A 19189-nucleotide genomic window follows, 5' to 3' on the forward strand; every position below is an offset into this window, starting at 1 on the left:
GGAGGCGGGCAAGGGGTTCGCGGTGGTGGCCAACGAGGTCAAGGAGTTGGCCAAGGAGACCGCGTCGGCGACCGAGGAGATCAGTTCGCGGATCGCGACCATCCAGTCCGACTCGGACGTCGCGGTGGGTGCGATCGGAGAGATCGGCGGGATCATCGGTCGGATCGCGGACATGCAGAACACGATCGCGTCGGCGGTGGAGGAGCAGACGGCGACCACCAACGAGATCTCGCGCAACGTGAACGAGGCGGCGCGGGGTTCGGCGGAGATCGCGGAGAACATCGGGTCGGTGGCGCAGGCGGCGGGGGAGACCTCGCAGGGTGCGTCGCGGACCCAGGACGCGGCCGTGGAGCTGCGTGCGGTCGCTGCGGACCTCCAGGCCCTGGTCGATGGTGGAGGCAGCGACGACGCCGACCAGTTGGTCAGCCAGGGGCAGGTCCCCGGCGCCGTCCCCTCGTACGCCTGACCGCCGCATGCCCCCGACGTGCCCGCTGCCGCCCGGCAGCGGGCACGTCGTCGCTCGGGATCCGCGGCTGCGCCCACAGCGCAGCACGGTCACGGTCGCGTCGTGCACAGCGCCGTGTGGAAGGTGTGAAGGCCGCTAGCGGGACCATCGCCACGGCCGATGGCCCTGGACGCGACCGGGACCGGTCGCCGCACCCAGCGTCCCCACCTCATCCCGGAGCACCCGATGGACCTGTCCCTCAGCCGCGTCCGCCTCAGTCGGCGCCTGCAGCTCATGACCGTGATCGCGCTCGTGCCCGCCGTGTTGTTCGCAGCGCTCCAGCTGCTCTCGCTGCGTGGCGACCAGATGGCTGCCCGCGAGAACCTGGTCCGTACACAGGTCGAGTCCCAGCTGACGATCATCGGCCACTTCCACGCGCTGGAGCAGGCTGGCGAGATGGACACCGCCACGGCACAGGCCGCAGCCGCCGACGCCGTCCGGACCGTGCGCTACGACGGTGAGGAGTACTTCTGGATCCAGGACACCGACCTCGTCATGGTCATGCACCCGATCAACGAAGCGCTCATCGGTGAGGACCTGTCCGGCATCGCGGACCCCGACGGCAAGCTCCTCTTCATCGACTTCGACGAGACCGTCGCAGGCGAGGGATCGGGCTTCGTCGACTACCTGTGGCCGAAGCCGGGTCAGGAGGCTCCCGAGCCGAAGCTGTCCTACGTGTCGGGCTTCGAGCCCTGGGGCTGGATCATCGGCACCGGCATCTACGTCGACGACGTGGCGGCGGTCGTCAAGTCCGAGGCGATCCGTCTCGGTCTGATCTTCCTCCTCGCCCTGGCGCTCGTCGGTGCGCTGACCTCCTTCCTCGCCCGCGGCGTCAACGCGGTCATCGCACGCTCGTCCGGCGCGGTCAGCACCTCCTCGCAGAGCCTGGCTGCGGTGGCGTCGCAGGTGGGGGCTGCGGCGGAGGAGACCGCGACGCAGGCCAACGTGGTGGCAGCGGCCGGTGAGGAGGTCAGTCACAACGTGCAGACGGTTGCGACGGCGGTGGAGGAGATGTCGGCGTCGGTGCGTGAGATCGCGACCTCGTCGTCGAACGCTTCTCAGGTGGCTGCGGATGCGGTGCGTTCGGCTGAGGCGACCAACGAGAACGTGGCGAAGCTGGGTGAGAGCTCGGCGCAGATCGGGAAGGTGATCGAGGTGATCACGTCGATCGCGGAGCAGACCAACCTGTTGGCGCTCAACGCCACGATCGAGGCGGCTCGTGCGGGTGAGGCGGGCAAGGGGTTCGCGGTGGTGGCCAACGAGGTCAAGGAGTTGGCCAAGGAGACCGCGTCGGCGACCGAGGAGATCAGTTCGCGGATCGCGACCATCCAGTCGGACACCGGCGAGGCGGTGACGTCGATCAGCTCGATCGTGGAGGTGATCGCTCGGATCGCTGACACCCAGAACACGATCGCGTCGGCGGTGGAGGAGCAGACGGCGACCACCAACGAGATCTCGCGCAACGTGAACGAGGCGGCGCGGGGTTCGGCGGAGATCGCGGAGAACATCGGGTCGGTGGCGCAGGCGGCGGGGGAGACCTCGCAGGGTGCGTCGCGGACCCAGGACGCGGCCGTGGAGCTGCGTGCGGTCGCTGCGGGCCTGCAGACCCTCGTCGACGGCGGCAGCGACGACGAGCAGCGCGGCTCTCCTTCCATCGCAGGCGTGGCGGGACGTGCCGTCCCCGTGCCGGCCTGACCCGCCGGGGATCGGACGTGCGTCGCGGCCGCGAGGCCTGAAGCGCACGTCCGGTCTGCCGACAGGACCTATCGACAACTCGATCCACGGACGGACGGACCACACATGCGCGCGATGATCGTCGACGACTCCCGGGCGACCCGGGCGATCCTCGGCCGCATCCTCCAGGAGCTCGGTTTCGAGGTCGTCGAGGCGGCCGACGGCCGGCAGGCCCTCGAGCGCCTGGCCGACGCGTCGCCGGTCACGCTGGCGCTGGTCGACTGGAACATGCCCGTGATGAACGGGCTGGAGTTCGTCAAGGCGGTGCGCCAGGACCCCACCAACGACGGTCTGCGTCTGCTCATGGTCACCACCGAGTCCGACATCGACCACATGGTGTCAGCGCTGGAGGCCGGCGCTGACGAGTACGCGATGAAGCCGTTCACCGCGGCGGTCATCCGCGAGAAGCTCGATCTGCTCGGCGTCACCGTGCAGGAGGGGCGGTCGTGACCCGGGTCCGTGTGCTGGTCGTCGACGACGCCGTCGTGGTCCGCAAGATCGTGACGGACGCGCTGGCCCAGGACCCCGACATCGAGGTCGTCGGGACGGCCCCGAACGGCCGGATCGCGCTGGCCAAGATCCCTCAGGTGAACCCCGACGTGGTCACCCTGGACGTCGAGATGCCCGAGATGGACGGGATCGCGACGCTCACCGAGTTGCGCAAGCTCTACCCGCGGCTGCCCGTCATCATGTTCTCGACGCTGACCGAGCGCGGTGCGGCGACCACGATGGATGCCCTGCTGCGCGGCGCCAACGACTACGTCACCAAGCCCGCGAACGTCGGATCGGTCGCCGAGGCGCAGCTGCGCATCCGTGAGGCCCTGATACCGCGGGTCCACGCCCTCGGCGGTCGGCGACCGGCCGCGCCCCGCGCGGCTGCGCCCTCGGTCCGTCCTTCGGTCATGCGCTCGCCCCTGGCACGACCGACCGGCTCGCGGCGTCCCACCGCACGCGTCGACGCCGTGGTCATCGGGGTGTCGACGGGGGGCCCGAACGCGCTGGCCGAGGTCGTGCCCGCCCTCCCCGCTGATCTGCCCGTGCCGGTCTACATCGTCCAGCACATGCCGCCGATGTTCACGCGGCTGCTGGCCGAGCGGCTCGACGCCACGAGCTCGCTGCAGGTGCGCGAGGCGATCGACGGTGAGACGGTCGGCCCCGGTCAGGTGCGGATCGCCCCGGGCGACGCACACCTCGAGGTCCGACGTGTCGGCGTGCAGACACGCACCGTCCTGAGCCTCGCGCCACCCGAGAACTCCTGCCGTCCGTCGGTCGACGTGCTGTTCCGTACCGCCGCGGCGACCTACGGCGAACACCTGCTGTCGGTGGTCCTGACCGGTATGGGAAGCGACGGACGGCACGGCGCCGAGCACGTCTGTGAGCGGGGAGGGCGCGTCCTCGCCCAGGACGAGGCCTCCAGCGTCGTCTGGGGCATGCCCGGCGCCGTGGTCCAGGCGGGCCTCGTCGACGAGGTGCTGCCGCTCCGGGCGGTCGCGGGTGCCATCCAGGCGCGTGTCGCTGCGGGCCGCGCGGCACCGGCAAGGCGGAGCGACCCCCCCAGCTCGTCGACGCCCGCGGAGGTCCGCCGATGAGCACCTTGAGCGCCCCCGACCTGACCTACCTGCGCGAGCTCATCCGTGAGCAGTCCGCCATCGTCGTCGACGAGTCGAAGTCCTACCTGATCGAGTCCCGTCTCGGGCCCGTCGCACGTCGCAACGGTCTCGGGTCGCTGACCGACCTGGTGGTCCGGCTCCGAGGCGAACGTCACGGACCGCTGCACGACCTGGTCGTCGATGCGATGACCACCAACGAGACCACGTTCTTCCGTGACGTGCACCCCTGGACCGCGCTCGAGCACGACTTCATCCCGAAGCTGCTCGAGCGACGTCGAGCCCAGCGCACGTTGACGTTCTGGAACGCGGCCTGCTCGAGCGGGCAGGAGCCCTACTCGCTCGCGATGCTGCTGCGTGACCGCTTCCCCCAGGTCGTCGCCAACTGGAACGTGCGCATCATCGCCACGGACCTGTCGGCCGAGATGCTCGGCCGCGCGGCCGCGGGACGCTTCACGCAGCTGGAGGTCAACCGAGGGCTGCCAGCGCCGTCGCTGCTGCGTCACTTCCGACGTGACGGCCAGATGTGGCAGATCAGCGACGACATCCGCAGCATGGTCGAGTTCCGGGCGCTGAACCTGGTGCACCCGTGGCCGTTCGTGCCGCAGGTCGACGTGCTGTTCCTGCGCAACGTCCTCATCTACTTCGACGTGTCGACCAAGCAGCAGATCCTCGCGCGCGTACGGACCGTGCTGCGTCCCGATGGCTACCTGCTGCTCGGCACCGCCGAGACCACCCTGAACGTCGATGACCGGTTCGAACGCATCACCGTCGATCGAGCCACCGCCTACCAGCCGCGCTGACCGCGTGGCCGACCGACCGAGGAGCGAAGCAACCATGAACCTGAACGACGTGGACCTCACCCTGATCGCCAGCGAGATCTGGGCCGCCATCCTGGGCCTCGAGCTGAAGCCCAACCCGGCGGCCGACGCCCACGCACCCGATGAGCGGGTCGTGACCGGGTGCGTGCAGATCACCGGGGACTGGGCCGGCGCTGTGACCGTGCAGTGCTCGGACCGGCTCGCCCGTCGCGCCACCAGCCTGATGTTCGCCATGGAGGAGGAGGAGGTCTCCGAGGAGGAGGTGTCCGACACCATCGGCGAGCTGGCCAACATGACCGGCGGCAACGTCAAGTCGCTGCTCGACGGCAGCTGCCAGCTGTCGCTGCCCTCGGTGACCACCGGACGCGACTACGCCGTCGTCATCCCCGGCGCGTCACCCATCGACCGTGTCACCGTCGAGTGCGACGGTGAACTGATCGTCATGAGCATCCTCCAGCGCTCCTGAGCGCACCCCGTTCCCGCTCCACCCAGCCCATCCCCGTCAGCACCGAACCGGAGACCATCACCGTGAAGATCCTCGTCGTCGACGATAGCCGCGCGATGCGCGCCATCGTCAAGCGCGCCCTCTCGGGCCTCGACCGGGTGGCCGGTGCCACCATCATCGAGGCCGCCGACGGCCGTGAAGGCCTGACCTCGGTGCAGACCGAGGCCCCAGACCTCGTCCTGTCCGACTGGAACATGCCCGAGATGACGGGCATCGAGTTCCTCCAGGCCCTCAACGAGGGCGGTCACACCGTGACCTTCGGCTTCGTGACCTCGGAGTCCACCCCCGAGATGCACGAGCTCGCCAAGGCCCACGGCGCCAAGTTCCTGGTGTCCAAGCCCTTCACGCCGGAGTCGATCGACCAGGCGCTCGCAGGAGCCCTGTAGGTGCGCTGCCCCGAGCCAGCACGGGCGTCGTACCGCGACCTGCTCCGTGACCTGCTGGGGCGCGCCGTCGAGGTGCGCCCCGGTCCCCCGCAGGAGCTGAGCGGCGAGGCACCGTCCTACCTCGCCGCGTACCGCTACGACGAGGGTGAGGTCGCGGCGCTCGCCGTCGCCGACCTCGACCTCGCCACGGCTGCCGGGGCGGCGATCGCGATGATGCCGCCGCAGGAGACGCGCGCCGCGGTCGCCGAAGCGGGCGCCCTCGACGAGGAGCTCCTCGAGTTCTTCCACGAGGTCGTCAACGTCGCGGCCAAGCTCCTCAACAGCCCTACGACCGCCCACGTCGTGCTCCGGGACCTGCTGCCCGTCCCGGGTGAGGTCCCCGACGACGTCGCGGAGGTCGCCACCGGACCGCGGGCGCGCCACGACTGGCGGGTCCGGATCGAGGGCTACGGCGAAGGCACGGTCACCCTCCTGCACGCCTGAACCGCGGCTCCGGCCACCGGGTGCCGATCGTCGGGCCGGTCCGACGATCCGCACCCGCGACCGCGTTCCGGGAAGGGCTCAGACGTCGGCGCGACCGGCGGCGGTCAGCGCGGGCATCGCGGTCACCGCGGCCTCGACCAGGTCGGGCTCCAGCTCGTTGCCCGCACGCCCGCGGAGACGGTCGGCGATGGTCGCCGAGGTCGCGGTCCGGTCCGCGCTGATCAGCGTCTCGATGGTGTGGGCGACCGCGAGGACGCGTGCGGCCTCGGGGATCTCCTCGCCACGGCGTCCCTCGGGGAACCCGTCGCCGTCCCAGCGTTCACGCTGAGCGTGGACGGTCGCGGCCACCACGGGCCCCGCCGTCAGTCGGAGCGCCGCCGCTCCCCGGACGGGGAACGTGCGCCACGCCTCGAGCAGTTCACCGGTCAGCCCGTCGGGGCCACCGATCGCCTCGCGGGGTAGGCCGGCGCGGCCCACCTCGTGGAGGTGGCCCGCCAGCTGGATGCGGGCGACGGCAGCGGGTGACCAGGCGAGGGTCCGGGCGAGCTCGGCGGCGATCCGACCGACCCGCTCACCGTGCCCCTTGCCCTCGGGCATGAGACCTTCCACGGCCGCCACCAGCTTCAGGCTGGCTTCGAGCTCGGTGGTGACCGACACGCCGAGGGCGAGCTGCTCGCCACCGAGGACGTTGCGGGTCCCGTCGACGGCGGCGACGTCCAGGGCCCGCCGAGCGAGGTCGACGAGCTCCTCGGGGTCGGTCGACGACTCGGGACCGGCGTGGCCGAGCACGAGGCGCAGCGGCAGGCCGCGGTCCCGGAAGGTCCTGGCGACCTCGACCAGGCGCCCACCGAGGGCTTCGATGGCGTTCGGTGACAGGTCCGGACCGACGAGGCCGAACTCGCCCGGCCCGGTGCTGTACAGCTCGGCGCCGACGGCGGCGATGACGTGGGACATCGCCGACGCGAGGCGGCGGCGTTGCAGGACGACCACACCGTCCGGGGTGGGAGTGACCCAGCGGTCCGAGACGATGCGCAGGAAGACGACGCGCGGGGTCTCGCCGGAGTCACCGAGGGTGCCGATGCGCCGCTCGAAACCGCGGCGGTCGGACAAGCCCGTCTGCGGGTCGCGACCGCGGGCGTCGCTGGCCCCGCTGTCACCGAACCGTCGCTCGAACGAGGTCAGCAGGGCGCCAGGGGAGCGCTCGTCCTCGACCAGGCCGAGGAGCGCTTCCTCGTTGCCCTCGCCGACGAGACCGATCGCGCCGGCTCCGACCAGGTCGGCAGCGAGCCGCTCCGCGCCGGTGTGGGCCAGGACGATGACCGGGTGCGGGGTGTCCGCCAAGCGGTGGGAGACCTCGGCCATCTCCTCGGGGCGCAGCCGGGTGGAGAGCACCTCGGCGTGCAGCTCGCCGTCCTCGACGATCTCGGCGCCGACGGCCATCAGCCGTTGCCGCGCCGACTCGGGGACCCCGGTGAGCCGGAGCCGGAGCTGGCCCGTGGTGGCCGCAGGGTGGCCGAGCTCAGCCAGCTGCACGGTCACGCCGACGCGGCGACGGGCTCAGGAGCGGACGCGGCGGCACCGGCCAGGCGGCAGCGCCAGGTGGTGTCGGCCTGCACCTGGGCGACGAACGCCACGCGGGCGCGCTTGCCGGGAGCGTTCTCGGGCACGGTCGGGACCTGGTCGTAGGCGGTCCCGAAGTAGGCCTGTAGGGCGTGCAGCGCCTCGTGGCGCAGCTGCGACGCGCGGGCCTCGGTCACGCCGAGGTCGTCGGCGATGTCGCGCAGCAGCCGGCCCTCGAAGTGGTGCTCGAGCAGGACCCGGCGGGGCAGCTCGGGGAGGCGGCTGATCGCGGAGCGGAGGGTCCCGACGAGCTCGTTGCGCTCGAGGGCGGCCTCGGGGAGCCAGTCGGTGTCGCTCTCCTGGATGCGGTCGGCGAGCGAGGTGACGTCGCCGTCGTCGCCGAGCGGCCGGTCGAGGGTGAGCAGCGTGGAGGTGACGGCCGACGCGCGGCGCTCCTGTACGGCCGAGACCGAGATGCCGAGCTCGGTGGCGACCTCGGCGTCGTCCGGGGTCCGCTGGAGGCGCTCCTCGAGGGTGGAGGTGGCACCCTCGATGGCGCGCAGGTCACGGCGCAGGCGGCGGGTCGCCCAGTCTCGGGTGCGGGTCGCGTCGAGGATGGCGCCCCGGATGCGGATGGAGGCGTAGCGACCGAAGGGGACCCCGGTGGAGGCGTCGTAGCGGTGCGCGGCGTCCACGAGACCGGCAGCACCGGCGCCGTGCAGCTCGTCGCGGTCGACGTGCCGGGGGAACCGGGCAGCCAGCTGGTGAACGACGTGGTCCACGAGGTGGACGTGGGTCTCGATCAGCTCGTCGACCTCGTTGCTTGCCTTGGCCTGCTGCATCTGTCGTGTCCTCGTCGTCCCCGACGCGGCCCGTCCGGCCACACAAGAGACATCGAGCGGGCAGCCACCGATGCTGAGACACGTTCACGGTTCCTTCACACCCTTCACGTGCGCCTTCACACGCGCCTTCACACGGTCGGATGGGAACCGCTTCAGGCTGGTGGCGGTCAGCCGACGGGCACGGGGAAGGCCCCTACCCACCCGAAGAACAGGCCGAGCCACCGTGATCGCCGAGCTGCACGACGTCCTGGCGCGTCAGCGCGATGCCGCCGTGACCCTCGAAGGGCGCCTGCGCGCCATCGAGTTGCTGCTCGCGGCGGGCGAGCCCCGGTTCCTGGCGTTCGCTGTCGACGAGGCCAACGACGCCTCCGAGCGCCTGGCTGCGCTCGAGCTGACACGGGTGCTGACGCTGACCACCATCGGCGCGCCCCCGGACGTCTCGGCCAGTGAGGTCGCCGACGCGGTGGGCGGCGACGCCGCCCTGCCCTTCGCCGCGGTGGTGGACGAGCTGCGGGCCGTCGTGGCACGGGTCTCGGTGCGACGTGAACGGGTCCGCAGCCTGCTGGCCATCGCGCAGGCCGAGGGGGAGCAGCAGATCGCCCTCGCCGGTGCCGCCCAGCTGGTCTGACCAGCCAGTCGTCGCCGCCTCAGCGGTCGTCGCGGGGTGGTGCTGCGGGTCGTGCCCTGGCCGTGCCAGGTGGCGCCGCGGCGCGGGGCATCCGAGCGACCAGCTTCTGGGTGCGTGCCGCCGCGGTCGCAGCGGAGGTGTTCTCGGCCTCGAGCTCGCGGAAGACCTCCTCGCGGTGCACCTGGATGCTCCGCGGCGCGTCGATACCGACGCGGATCTGGTCGCCACGCACCTCGAGCACCGTGACCGTCACCTCGTTGCCGATGACGATGGACTCACCGACACGACGGGACAGGACGAGCACGCTCAGCCTCCGGTGGGAACGAGGGCCCGCAGCGGCAGCTCGAGGTCGTCGAGCACGACCTGGCGTGCCGCGCGGGTGCGGGAGTTGGCCACGAAGGGCGCCCGGAGGTTGAGGAAGAGGGCATCGGTGTCGTCGGCGATGACCGAGCAGAACACCAGCGCCTCGTCCGGGTCCTCGATCGCCAGCTCGCGGCGCTCGGACTCGGGCAGGTCCATCCCGTAGTCGGGGAAGAACAGCCACGGCGAGGTGACCACGAGCGACAGCTCCGGGTCGTCGAGGCAGGACAGGAGCTGGAAGGTGCCGTCGTCGGTGAAGTCACCGAGGACGAACCGCTCCGCCGCCGCGAAACCGGGGATGCCGCCGTCGAACGTCAGGACATCGGGCGTCACCACGTCGGGAGCCTGCCCGTCCGCCGCGTCCACCACGTCTCCTCCGACCTGACCTCCAGCGAGACTAGCGCTCACCTGAGGAAGGCCACGAGCGACGGCGGCAGCGCCTTGGCCAGAGCCTGCAGGGTGGCCTCGTAGGCGACCTGCTGGACCTGCAGCTCCATGATCCCGTGTGCCATGTCGACGTCCTCGATCTGGGACAGCTCGGTGCGCAGCGTCAGCAGCAGGTCGTTGGTGCGCGCGGTGGCCGAGTCGACGCGGTTGGTCGCAGCGCCGATCGCCCCGAGGGCGTCGGTGATGTGCCCTGCGGCCCGACCGAGGCGGTCGAGGTGGGCGGCGACGTCCTGTCCGGTGCCGTTCTCGAGGTCCTCGGCCAGCTGGTTCAGCTGGGTGAGCAGGTCGCCGTCCGGCGAGCCGAACCCCAGCCACTCGTGGGCGGTGACGTTGATGCGGACCTGTTCGCTGTCCGACAGGCGGCGCGTGACGTGGTCGCCGGCACCTTCGGCGGTCCACACACCACCGACCTGGTGGACGGCAGGTCCAGCGCCGAAGCCGCCGAACAGCGGACGCCCGACGTGGGTGGCGTTGGCGATGCCCACGAGCTCCTCGGTGATCGCCCGGACCTCCTGCGCGAGAGCCCGTCGCTCACCGGCACCGACGTCGGAGGCGCCACGGGTCGCCAGTTCGCGCACACGGCTGAGCCGGTCGACCGCGGACTGCAGCTGACTGTCCGCGGTGTCGAGCCACCCGCGCGCGTCCGAGGCGTTGCGCAGCTCCTGCTCGCGGGCCTGCATCGCCCCGCGGAGCGACGCGGCGCGCCGCGCACCCGCAGGGTCGTCGGAGGCGACCAGGATGCGCTTGCCGGTCGCGAGCTCGGTCTGGGTGCGCTCGTAGGTGGCCAGACGGTTCCCGAGCCGCTCGAGCGATCGGGTGACCATCACCTCGCTGGTGATGCGCACGTTGGGCTCCTTCTGGTGGGCGTGCCGGTCAGCGACCGACGATGCCGACGCGGTTGACGAGGGTGTCCAGCATCTGGTCGACGGTGGTCATGACGCGAGCGGATGCTTCGAGCTGCCGCTGGTAGCGGACGAGCTCGACCATCTCCTCGTCGAGGCTGACCCCGTGCTCGGCGTCGCGGGCCGTGGCGGCGGCCGAGGCCACCGTCCGTGCCGCCGAGGCCGAGTTCTTGGCCGAGCGGACGTCGCCGGCGAGGCCGGTGACGAGGTCGGACAGGTGGGTGTCGATGGTGGCGGTCGAGCCACCGATGGCGACCCCGGAGGTACGCAACCCGGCGAGCCGCGCGGCGTTGCTGCCGTCGTGCGGTGCCGGGGGCGCGCCGGTGGTCGCGGCGGCGAGGGCGGCGATGTCGTCGGTGATGCGGGCCAGGGTCCCGGCCGGATCGGCCGGGTCGTAGCTGAGCAGGGCCTGTCCGGCCGTGCCGTCGGCCGTCACGCCGCTGGTGTTGATGTCGTTGACCGCGTCCGCGAGCCCCGCTGCGAGGGCGCCCAGCTGGTCGCGCCAGGCCGGCAGATCCTGGTCCAGGAAGCGGGTCAGTCCGCCGATGGTCCCACCGAGGACGCCGGTCGTCGGGGCGGACGTACCGTCAGGGGCGACCGCCTGGACGACGCCGGCCCCATCGATCTCGAGCATGCCGGGTCCGGCGGCGGTGATCAGGTCGACGCCGGCGAGCTTGGCCTCGGACCGGCCGTCCGCGCCCACCCGCACGCTGGCGCCGGTGAGCTGGGCGATGTCGTCGAGGAGCACGTCGCGCTGGTCGTAGAGGTCCGACCCGATGCGCTTCGGGTCCGAGTTGGCGATGCGCAGGTCCAGGTCGGCGAGGGCCTGCAGCGCGTCGTTGGTGGCCGTGATGCGGGCATCACGGTCGGACACGACGTCGCCCTGCAGCACGTCCCACTGGGTGGCCACCGACCGGAAGGTCTCGCTGACGGCGCCGAGCTCGCTCATGACCTGGCGTCGGGTCGCGGGGTCCGCGGGGTCGTTGGCCCACGCCTCCGCGGCCGTCCACAGCGCGGTGAGTCGGCCGCTGATCCCGTTGTCCGGCTCGCCGGTCAGGGCCTCGAGCGTGCTGAGCAGGTTGGCCCGGACGCTCGCCGATCCGTGGTCCCCGAGGGCGTTCCGGGCCCGGGTGTCCAGGAACGAGTCGCGGAGCCGGCCGATCTGCGAGACCGTCACGCCTGTGCCCATGGGGCCGACCGGCGACTGGTAGCTGTGGCTCGCGACCAGCTCGACCCGCTGGCGGGTGTAGCCCTTCGTGGCCGTGTTCGCCACGTTGTTGGACGCCACGTCGATACCGGTCTGTCCGGCACGGATGCCGGAGAGACCGGTGTAGAGACCGACGAAGGAGGACACTAGAACACCTCTCGGAGTCGTCCGCCCACGGGGGTGGAGGGATCGAGCTGGCCCTGCGCGTCGTAGGTCGTCGACGTCGTGGCGCTGGCACCGGTGAGCAGGTCGAGCTGGTCGGCCACCGACGAGAGGTCGGTGCGTGCGAGCGCGCGGTTCTCCCGCGTGGCGCCCTCGATCTCGCCGGCCAGCGTGCGGAACGCGGCGAGGTGCTCGCGGAAGGTCTGCCCGTACGGCTCCGGAGCGATCCGGGCGAGCTCGTCGAGGGTCAGATCCTCGGGGTCCCGACGCCAGGCGCCGGCGAGGTCGCGGACCGCGGTGTCGCGGGCCTGTTCCCCGACCCGCAGCAGCTCGACGGCGTGCTCCACCTCGCGGAGGGCGTCGGCCACGAAGCGGCGTTCGTCCGCGGCCAGCAGGAGCCGGGTGACCGTCAGCTTGTACAGCAGCACGGTCACCACGTGGCGCTCGTCCCAGAGGCGCTGGGCGAGTCGGTCGAGGAGGGCATGGTCGTTCATGACCCCCCGGTCGGCCGGCCGGCGCGCGAGACAAGCGGTCGGCGAGTTCCCCGTACCCGGCCACTAGAGGCAGGCGGCCGGCGGCCGACACGCACGTGGCCAGGAGGTCCACGTTTGCCCACCGTCGCCGCGGTCACCAGCCCGGTCCCCACCACGCCGTCCCCCGACGTCGCGGTGGCTCCACCCGTGCCCGCGCGCGGGTTCGAACAGGCGCTCCGTGCGGTCGATCTCCGCGCCCTCCCCTCCGTCGGATTGGCCACGATGGTCGCTCACCGAGCCGGCGAGGTCGCCCCTCACGCGGTCGCGTCGCCTGCCCCGGCGGCGGTGGGGGAGGTGGGCGAACCGTCCGCCGTCGCCAGCGGTGCGGGCAGCGGGCGCGGGGCTGCGGCGATGCAGGCCGGCGAGCGGTACCTCGGCGTGCCCTACCTCTGGGGTGGCACGGACCCGGCCAAGGGCCTGGACTGCTCCGGCTTCGTCCAGCGGGCCTTCCGGGACATCGGGGTCCAGCTGCCGCGTGTCTCGGTCGATCAGGGTCGTCGGGGCCAGGCCGTGGCCAGCCTGGCCGAAGCGCGGCCCGGCGACCTGGTCTTCTGGCGCGGTGACGGGCGTCGCCCCAACCACATCGGTATCTACGCCGGCGACGGCCGGATGCTCGTCGCGCCCCGCACCGGGGACGTGGTCAGGTACCAGGCGATCACCCGCACCCCGGACAGCATCCGCCGCGTCGTCTGAGCCCTGCAGCGAGGGCGCTGCGAGGTGCCCGGGCGCTCACGACCGCTCGGACGACCGCGTCGGTCCACGCTGCCGCCCGCTCGGGCCCTACGCTGCGCCGACGCGGCCGTGGCGGCCGGACGGAGCGAGAGAGGGTCGGCGTGGCGACCAAGGTGCTCGTGGTCGACGACGAGCCGCAGATCCTCACGGCGTTGTCCCGAGGCCTGCAGCGGGTCGGCCACGAGGTGATCGTGGCGCGCAACGGTGAGGACGGCCTCGCCGCCGCGGCGGCCGCGCGCCCCGACCTGGTGCTGCTCGACCTCAAGCTCCCCGACCTCGACGGCATCGAGGTCGTCCGGCGGTTGCGCACGTGGACGACGGTCCCGATCGTGCTCCTGTCCGGCCAGGGCAGCGAACGTGCCCGGGTCGCGGCGTTGGACGCCGGCGCCGACGACTTCGTCGACAAGCCCTTCTCCATGGAGGAGCTGCGGGCGCGTGTGGGCGCGATGCTCCGACGCGCCGCGACGGCCGAGTCACCCGACGTCGCGCCGGCCGCGAACGACGGCGGGACCATCCAGCGGGACGCGGTGACCATCGAGCTGGCGGCGCGCCGGGTGCTGGTCGACGGCCGCGAGGTACGCCTGACGCCGACCGAGTGGCGCCTCCTGACCACCTTGGCCAGCAACCCCGACCGGATCCAGACCTACCGCCAGGTCATCACCTCGGTCTGGGACGAGAGCTACGGCGAGGAAGCCCGCCAGAGCCTGCGTGTCCACCTACGGACCCTGCGGGCCAAGCTCGGTGACGACGCGTCGGCGCCGCGTTTCGTGGCGACCGAACCCGGCGTCGGGTACCGCTGGATCGGCGAGTGACCGGCCACCGCGCCGCGACGGCTGGCGGATGAGCGAGGGGCATCGCCTCGAGTCGCTGCGTCGGCTCGGACTGCGCAGCGGCGCTCCGGAGGCCGGGGTGGACGACCTCGTGGACCTGCTGCGACTGCTCGCCGGGGCCGACACGGCTGCGCTCACGCTGGTCGACGCGGCCCGAGCCTGGCCGATGGCGAGCGCCGGGGTCCTGCCCGCGGTGGCGCTCGAGCGGTCCCGTTCGGCCGCCGACCTCGTGCTCCCGATCCCCGAGGGGTTGCTGTGGGTGGACGACGCCGCGTCCCACGCGCGCCTCGGGGGCCACCCCTGGGTCCGGACCGAGCCCGGCGTCGTCACGTTGGCGGCCGCGACGGTCACGGCCCCCGACGGGCAGCCCATCGGCGCGCTCGAGCTCGGGTGGTGTCAGCGGGCGACGCGGACGGGTGAGGGGGACGCCACCATCCGGCGTGCGGCGGCCCAGGTCGCCACCCGCCTGGAGCTGCGCGCCGAGGCGGTCGAGTACCGCCGGTTCGTGGAGCTCGCGCCGGACGCCATGGCCGTCCTCGACCTCGACGGTGCGATCGAGCTGGGCAACACCGCCTTCGCCGACCTCCTCGGCCACGCCTCCCCTGAGGCGCTCCGGGGGCGGCCGTTCCTGGACCTGGTGGTACCCGAGCACCGCGACCGGGGGGCCGCCGACCTGGCGCGGGTGCTGTTCGCCCGGCAGCGGGTGAGCACCATCGACCTGACCCTGCAGCGGCCCGACGGGGCCCGCCTGCAGGTGGCCATCAGCGCCGGCCACCTGCGGGGTCCCCGGCGCAGCCTGCAGCTGGTGGTTCGTGACCTGAGCGAACGCGTCCGCGCCGAGGCCGAGCGGGCTCACCTGACCGAGCAGCTCGCCGAGGCCCACCGCTTCGAGACCGTCGGGCAGCTCGCCGGGGGGCTGGCCCACGACCTCAACAACCTGCTCGCGGTCCTGGTCAGCAACCTGCAGCTCGCCGAGGAGACGCTGCAGGACCTGCGGGAGGGCGGGGACCTGGTCACGGGGTTCGCGGCGATGGCCGACGACCTCGGCCACCTGCGGTCGGCCTCCGATCGGGTCGATGTGCTCACGCGCAAGCTGCTGCAGTTCGCGTCGCGCGCGGACGTGCACGTCGGACCCATCCGGCTGGCCGACGTCGCGGGCGAGCTGCACGGGCTGCTCGATCGCACGCTCGGTCCGGCCGTCACGCTGGACGTCGTGGTCGACGACGATGTCCCGGACGTCGAGGTCGACCCCGGAGAGCTCGAGCAGACCATCACCAACCTGCTGCTCAACGGCCGGGACGCGATGCCAGGTGGCGGGCGGCTGACCCTGCGGATCCGTGGTGACCAGCGCCCCGGCCGGGAGGGTGGACCGTCGCGTCGCGTCGCGGTGATCGAGGTCGCCGACGAGGGCACCGGTATGTCGGAGGCGGTCCTCGCGCGGGCCTTCGAGCCGCTGTTCACCACCAAGTCGGCGGACAAGGGGACGGGGCTCGGGCTGGCGTCCGTGCAGGCGTTCATCCAGCGGGCCGGTGGCACCGTGCACGTGGACACCGCACCGGACGAGGGCACGCGCTTCACGCTGGTCCTGCCGGCGGCCGGCACCGAGCCCGAGGTCACGCGGCCGGCGGCGGAGGCTGCGCCGTTGGTCCTGCTCGTCGATCCGGCGGAGCGATCGCGACGGATCATCGCCGCCATGTTCGAGCAGGCTGGCTACCGGGTGGAGGAGGTGGCCGACGCTGCCACCGCCCGAGCCCGCCTCAGCTCCGAACCGCCCGCCGTCCTGGCCTGCGAGATCGCGCTGCCCGACGCCACCGGTCCTGCGGTCGTGGTCGCGGCCCGGGTGGAGCGCTCCGACCTGGCGGCCGTCCTTCTGTCGAGCAACCCGGACGTGCGCGACCAGATCGCCGGGATCCCGGTGCTGGTCAAGCCCTTCTCCAGCGAACGCCTGCTCGAGACGGTGGCCGCCGCTCGGGCCGACGTGGGGGCCGTGGACCACGGCTGACGGACGGGTCGGAGCTTCTTCCGACCGAACCGCTTGAGCGCCGCCCGTGTGGTCCGACTGGGGGGGAGCTGACCACGAAGGTCGGTTTCGGGACCACGACACGGAGGTCTACCCCGATGCGTATCAACCAGAACATCGCGGCGTTCAACGCCTACCGCAACCTGTCGACCACCTCGGGTCAGCAGGCCAAGTCCCTGGAGAAGCTCTCCAGCGGCTTCCGCATCAACCGTGCGGCGGACGACGCTGCCGGCCTGACCAAGTCCGAGGGCCTGCGCGCCGAGATCCGCGGCACGAACCAGGCCGTCAAGAACGCCCAGGACGGCATCTCGCTCGTCCAGACCGCTGAGGGTGCCCTCAACGAGGTGCACTCGATCCTGCAGCGGGTCCGTGAGCTCGCCGTGGGTGCGGCCAACACCGCCACCTCCGACGGCGTGGCCGAGCAGGCCGAGATCACGCAGCTGGTGGAGGAGCTCGGCGCCATCGGCGACCGCACCTCGTTCGCCGGCAAGAAGATCCTCGGTGACGACGCCGGCGTCTACACCTTCCAGGTGGGGGCCAAGAGCGGCGACACCCTCGTGGTCGACCTCAACGCCGTCGACACCACGAACTTCGACGGCGTGGATCTGACCGCGATCGATGTCTCGAACGTGGGCGCTGACTTCGTGGCGATCCTGGACGACCTCGACACCGCCATCGCGCACGTGTCGACGGAGCGTTCGACGCTCGGTGCGAAGCAGAACCGGCTCGAGCACACCATCGCCAACCTGCAGGTCGCCAGCGAGAACCTGTCGGCGTCGGAGTCGCGGATCCGTGACACCGACATGGCGCAGGAGATGGTCGCCTTCACCCGGGCACAGATCCTGCAGCAGGCCGGTACGGCGATGCTCGCCCAGGCCAACCAGGTCCCGCAGTCGGTCCTGTCCCTGCTGCGCTGATCTGTCAGCGACGTGAGGTAGCACCGCCGCCGGGCTCGGGTCACACAGACCCGGGCCCGGCGCGGTTCGTTCCACCGGCACCACACCGAACGAGAGGCGACGGACCATGAGCGGGTTCTCCATCGGAGGCATCGCCTCGGGCCTGGACACGGCCGCGATCGTCAAGCAACTGATGGCGCTCGAACGTCAGCCGCTGCACGTGATGACCAACCGCCGGGCCGCCTGGCAGGCGGCCGACACCGCGTGGGGCCAGATCAACACGAAGCTGTCGAGCGTCCGCAGTGCGGTCGACGCGCTGAAGGACCCCGCAGCCCTGGCCAAGGCCGTCACGGCCAGCAGCTCCAACGACGGCATCGCCACCGTCCGGGTCACCGGGAGCCCGAGCGTCGGGGCCACCAGCGTGACCGTCGACGCCCTCGCCGCCGCGCACCGGACCTCGGTCGGCGGTTCCTTCGCGAGCGCGACCGAGCTGGTCGGGGAGGGCACGCTCACGGTCCGGGGCGCCGACGGTGTCACCGCCCTCGGATCGGTGACGTTCACCGAGAACACCACCCTCGAGGACGCCGCACGGCAGCTCGACGCGGTCGCTGGTGTCCGCGCACAGGTCGTCGACACCGGCACCGACGGGTACCGGATCGTGATGACCGCCGAGGGCACCGGTGCTGCGGCTGCCTTCTCGGTCGAGGCACCAGCCGGGCACCGGTTCGAGACCGCGCAGGTGCTCACCCAGGGCAGCGACGCCCAGCTGTCGATGGGCGGCCTCAGCATCACCCGGCCGACCAACATCATCTCCGACCTCTACGAGGGGATGGAGCTGCGCCTGACCGGCGTCGGCGAGGTGAACCTCAACGTCGAGCGCGACGTCGACGCCAGCGCCAAGCTCGTCAAGGACCTCGTCGATGCGGTCAACGGTGCGCTCTCGGAGCTGGCCAAGCACGGCAACACCAGCGCGACGGCGGGGGAGCGCGGCGTGCTGGCGGGCGACTCACTCGTGCGGTCCCTGAGCACCGAGCTCCGAGGGGTCGTTGCGGGCCTGAGCGTGGGCGGGGAGTTCGACACACCGAGCTCGATCGGGGTGTCGCTCACCCGTGAGGGCCGGCTCACCCTCGACGAGACCAAGCTGCGCGCCGCCATCACCAAGGATCCGGACGCGGTCGCGGCCCTCGTCGGCCGGGCGAGCAGCGCCACCGATCCCGGCGTGGCGATCACCGCGACGGGTCGCGCCACCGCAGGGACCTACCGGCTGGAACTCGACGTGGCCGCGACCGTCGCGCAGGTCACCGGGGCCGTCTACACGCCGCCGACCGGCGACCCGAAGACCTTCACCATCACCACCGCGTCGGGGAAGGTCGTCAGCATCACCCTGACGACGTCGGAGACCGACGCCGCGGCCGCGGTGTCGAGGATCAACCAGGCGCTGCGGGCAGCAGGCGACGAGAGCGTGACGGCGTCCGTCGAGGACGGGGCCATCAAGCTGACCGCCAGCCGGGCCGGCCCCGCGGGCAACTTCAGCGTGGAGGGTTCCGAGGACCTCGGACTCGACGTGGTGACCCCCGGTCAGAGCGCCGCGGGTCGCCTCATCGACGCCGACGGTGTGGAGCACGTCCTCACCGGTTCCGGCCGCACGCTCACCGGTCCGACGGGAAGTCCCGTGGCCGGCTTGGTCCTGACCGTGCCGCTCGGCACGACGGGCCCGACCGGCGAGGTGACCGTCGCGGACGGGCTGGCCGGGGCGTTCGACCGGATCCTGCGGACCACCGAGGGGACGACCGGCCGGATCGCGACCGCACGCAAGAACGTGCAGAGCCGCATCCAGTCGGCCAACGACCAGCTCGCCGCCGCCGAACGGCGCTTCGAGCTGCGCGAGATCACCATCCGGCGGCAGTTCACCGCGATGGAGACCGCCCTGGCGACCCTGCAGTCCCAGGGCAACTGGCTCGCTGGTCAGATCGGTTCGCTGGCTGGCGGCCAGTACTGACCGACCGGTCCTCGTGCGGCGCTGACGCCG

21 protein-coding genes are annotated in these 19189 nt (G+C 72.1%); 14 read left to right on the top strand and 7 right to left on the bottom strand.

Annotated features, from left to right (window positions below; all coding sequences use genetic code 11):
- From NITAL_RS28725 to NITAL_RS24065, 8 genes are all read left to right on the top strand, one after another.
- The coding region (locus NITAL_RS28725) for a methyl-accepting chemotaxis protein (protein WP_245617706.1) at positions 1-466 on the top strand (466 nt) is incomplete at its 5' end.
- Positions 467-625: 159 nt separating this feature from the next.
- A complete protein-coding gene (locus tag NITAL_RS24035; protein ID WP_052668792.1) occupies positions 626-2200 on the top strand; it encodes a methyl-accepting chemotaxis protein in 1575 nt (524 codons plus the stop codon).
- Positions 2201-2305: 105 nt separating this feature from the next.
- The gene (locus tag NITAL_RS24040) at positions 2306-2689 is read left to right on the top strand and encodes a response regulator (protein ID WP_052668793.1); all 384 of its coding nucleotides are present in this window, start codon (positions 2306-2308) and stop codon (positions 2687-2689) included.
- Positions 2686-3828, top strand: a complete 1143-nt coding sequence (locus NITAL_RS24045) for a protein-glutamate methylesterase/protein-glutamine glutaminase (protein ID WP_052668794.1) — start codon at positions 2686-2688, stop codon at positions 3826-3828. Before NITAL_RS24040 ends, NITAL_RS24045 begins: the two co-directional genes overlap by 4 nt.
- Entirely contained in the window at positions 3825-4649 is an 825-nt protein-coding gene (locus tag NITAL_RS24050) for a CheR family methyltransferase (RefSeq protein WP_052668795.1), read from the top strand. The genes NITAL_RS24045 and NITAL_RS24050 overlap by 4 nt, the downstream gene beginning before the upstream one ends.
- A 34-nt stretch (positions 4650-4683) precedes the next feature.
- The gene (locus tag NITAL_RS24055; protein WP_052668796.1) at positions 4684-5133 is read left to right on the top strand and encodes a chemotaxis protein CheX; all 450 of its coding nucleotides are present in this window, start codon (positions 4684-4686) and stop codon (positions 5131-5133) included.
- Positions 5134-5195: 62 nt separating this feature from the next.
- Positions 5196-5558, top strand: a complete 363-nt coding sequence (locus tag NITAL_RS24060) for a response regulator (RefSeq protein WP_052668797.1) — start codon at positions 5196-5198, stop codon at positions 5556-5558.
- On the top strand, positions 5559-6041 hold the full coding sequence (locus NITAL_RS24065) for a hypothetical protein (RefSeq protein ID WP_052668798.1): 483 nt from the start codon (positions 5559-5561) through the stop codon (positions 6039-6041).
- A gap of 78 nt (positions 6042-6119) precedes the next feature.
- Here NITAL_RS24065 and NITAL_RS24070 read toward each other — a convergent pair whose 3' ends face one another.
- Both NITAL_RS24070 and NITAL_RS24075 read right to left on the bottom strand, forming a co-directional pair.
- Positions 6120-7580 (bottom strand): HD domain-containing phosphohydrolase, encoded by a 1461-nt coding sequence (locus NITAL_RS24070; protein WP_052668799.1) that lies wholly within the window; start codon positions 7578-7580, stop codon positions 6120-6122.
- On the bottom strand, positions 7577-8443 hold the full coding sequence (locus tag NITAL_RS24075) for a sigma-70 family RNA polymerase sigma factor (protein ID WP_052668800.1): 867 nt from the start codon (positions 8441-8443) through the stop codon (positions 7577-7579). The genes NITAL_RS24070 and NITAL_RS24075 overlap by 4 nt, the downstream gene beginning before the upstream one ends.
- 223 nt (positions 8444-8666) lie before the next feature.
- Between NITAL_RS24075 and NITAL_RS24080 the strand changes: the two genes are divergently transcribed.
- The gene (locus NITAL_RS24080; RefSeq protein WP_052668801.1) at positions 8667-9071 is read left to right on the top strand and encodes a hypothetical protein; all 405 of its coding nucleotides are present in this window, start codon (positions 8667-8669) and stop codon (positions 9069-9071) included.
- Positions 9072-9090: 19 nt separating this feature from the next.
- On the opposite strand, the gene csrA is transcribed toward NITAL_RS24080, so the two are convergent.
- From csrA to flgN, 5 genes are read right to left on the bottom strand one after another with little or no spacing between them, the layout of a single operon-like run.
- Entirely contained in the window at positions 9091-9375 is a 285-nt protein-coding gene (gene csrA, locus NITAL_RS29305) for a carbon storage regulator CsrA (RefSeq protein ID WP_052668802.1), read from the bottom strand.
- 2 nt (positions 9376-9377) lie between these two features.
- On the bottom strand, positions 9378-9797 hold the full coding sequence (gene fliW, locus NITAL_RS24090) for a flagellar assembly protein FliW (protein WP_052668803.1): 420 nt from the start codon (positions 9795-9797) through the stop codon (positions 9378-9380).
- Positions 9798-9835: 38 nt separating this feature from the next.
- Positions 9836-10723: a flagellin N-terminal helical domain-containing protein gene (locus NITAL_RS24095; RefSeq protein WP_052668804.1), complete on the bottom strand. Its 888-nt coding sequence runs from the start codon at positions 10721-10723 to the stop codon at positions 9836-9838.
- A gap of 28 nt (positions 10724-10751) precedes the next feature.
- Positions 10752-12134 carry a flagellar hook-associated protein FlgK gene (flgK, locus tag NITAL_RS24100; protein WP_052668805.1) on the bottom strand — a complete coding sequence of 461 codons (1383 nt, stop codon included), beginning with the start codon at positions 12132-12134 and terminating at the stop codon, positions 10752-10754.
- Entirely contained in the window at positions 12134-12643 is a 510-nt protein-coding gene (gene flgN / locus NITAL_RS24105) for a flagellar export chaperone FlgN (protein ID WP_052668806.1), read from the bottom strand. Before flgN ends, flgK begins: the two co-directional genes overlap by 1 nt.
- 114 nt (positions 12644-12757) lie before the next feature.
- Here flgN and NITAL_RS28730 point away from each other — a divergent pair, with 114 nt between their 5' ends.
- From NITAL_RS28730 to fliD, 5 genes are all read left to right on the top strand, one after another.
- The gene (locus tag NITAL_RS28730; RefSeq protein ID WP_052668807.1) at positions 12758-13375 is read left to right on the top strand and encodes a C40 family peptidase; all 618 of its coding nucleotides are present in this window, start codon (positions 12758-12760) and stop codon (positions 13373-13375) included.
- Between the two features lie 140 nt (positions 13376-13515).
- Entirely contained in the window at positions 13516-14226 is a 711-nt protein-coding gene (locus tag NITAL_RS24115) for a response regulator transcription factor (RefSeq protein WP_052668808.1), read from the top strand.
- 28 nt (positions 14227-14254) lie between these two features.
- On the top strand, positions 14255-16246 hold the full coding sequence (locus NITAL_RS24120) for an ATP-binding protein (RefSeq protein WP_052668809.1): 1992 nt from the start codon (positions 14255-14257) through the stop codon (positions 16244-16246).
- A 116-nt stretch (positions 16247-16362) separates the two neighbouring features.
- Positions 16363-17181 (top strand): flagellin N-terminal helical domain-containing protein, encoded by an 819-nt coding sequence (locus NITAL_RS24125; RefSeq protein WP_052668810.1) that lies wholly within the window; start codon positions 16363-16365, stop codon positions 17179-17181.
- Between the two features lie 106 nt (positions 17182-17287).
- Complete coding sequence (gene fliD, locus NITAL_RS24130) at positions 17288-19159, top strand: flagellar filament capping protein FliD (protein WP_052668811.1); 1872 nt, start codon at positions 17288-17290, stop codon at positions 19157-19159.
- Positions 19160-19189: the final 30 nt, after the last annotated feature.

It is taken from the genome of Nitriliruptor alkaliphilus DSM 45188 (assembly GCF_000969705.1).
Taxonomy (GTDB): Bacteria; Actinomycetota; Nitriliruptoria; order Nitriliruptorales; family Nitriliruptoraceae; genus Nitriliruptor; species Nitriliruptor alkaliphilus.

Bases quoted from the DNA above. Each gene is read 5' to 3' on its own strand.
- NITAL_RS24035 (WP_052668792.1), top strand. From the start codon at position 626: ATGGCCCTGGACGCGACCGGGACCGGTCGCCGCACCCAGCGTCCCCAC.
- NITAL_RS24040 (WP_052668793.1), top strand. From the start codon at position 2,306: ATGCGCGCGATGATCGTCGACGACTCCCGGGCGACCCGGGCGATCCTC.
- NITAL_RS24050 (WP_052668795.1), top strand. From the start codon at position 3,825: ATGAGCACCTTGAGCGCCCCCGACCTGACCTACCTGCGCGAGCTCATC.
- NITAL_RS24055 (WP_052668796.1), top strand. From the start codon at position 4,684: ATGAACCTGAACGACGTGGACCTCACCCTGATCGCCAGCGAGATCTGG.
- NITAL_RS24075 (WP_052668800.1), bottom strand. From the start codon at position 8,443: ATGCAGCAGGCCAAGGCAAGCAACGAGGTCGACGAGCTGATCGAGACC.
- flgN (WP_052668806.1), bottom strand. From the start codon at position 12,643: ATGAACGACCATGCCCTCCTCGACCGACTCGCCCAGCGCCTCTGGGAC.
- NITAL_RS24120 (WP_052668809.1), top strand. From the start codon at position 14,255: ATGAGCGAGGGGCATCGCCTCGAGTCGCTGCGTCGGCTCGGACTGCGC.
- NITAL_RS24125 (WP_052668810.1), top strand. From the start codon at position 16,363: ATGCGTATCAACCAGAACATCGCGGCGTTCAACGCCTACCGCAACCTG.
- fliD (WP_052668811.1), top strand. From the start codon at position 17,288: ATGAGCGGGTTCTCCATCGGAGGCATCGCCTCGGGCCTGGACACGGCC.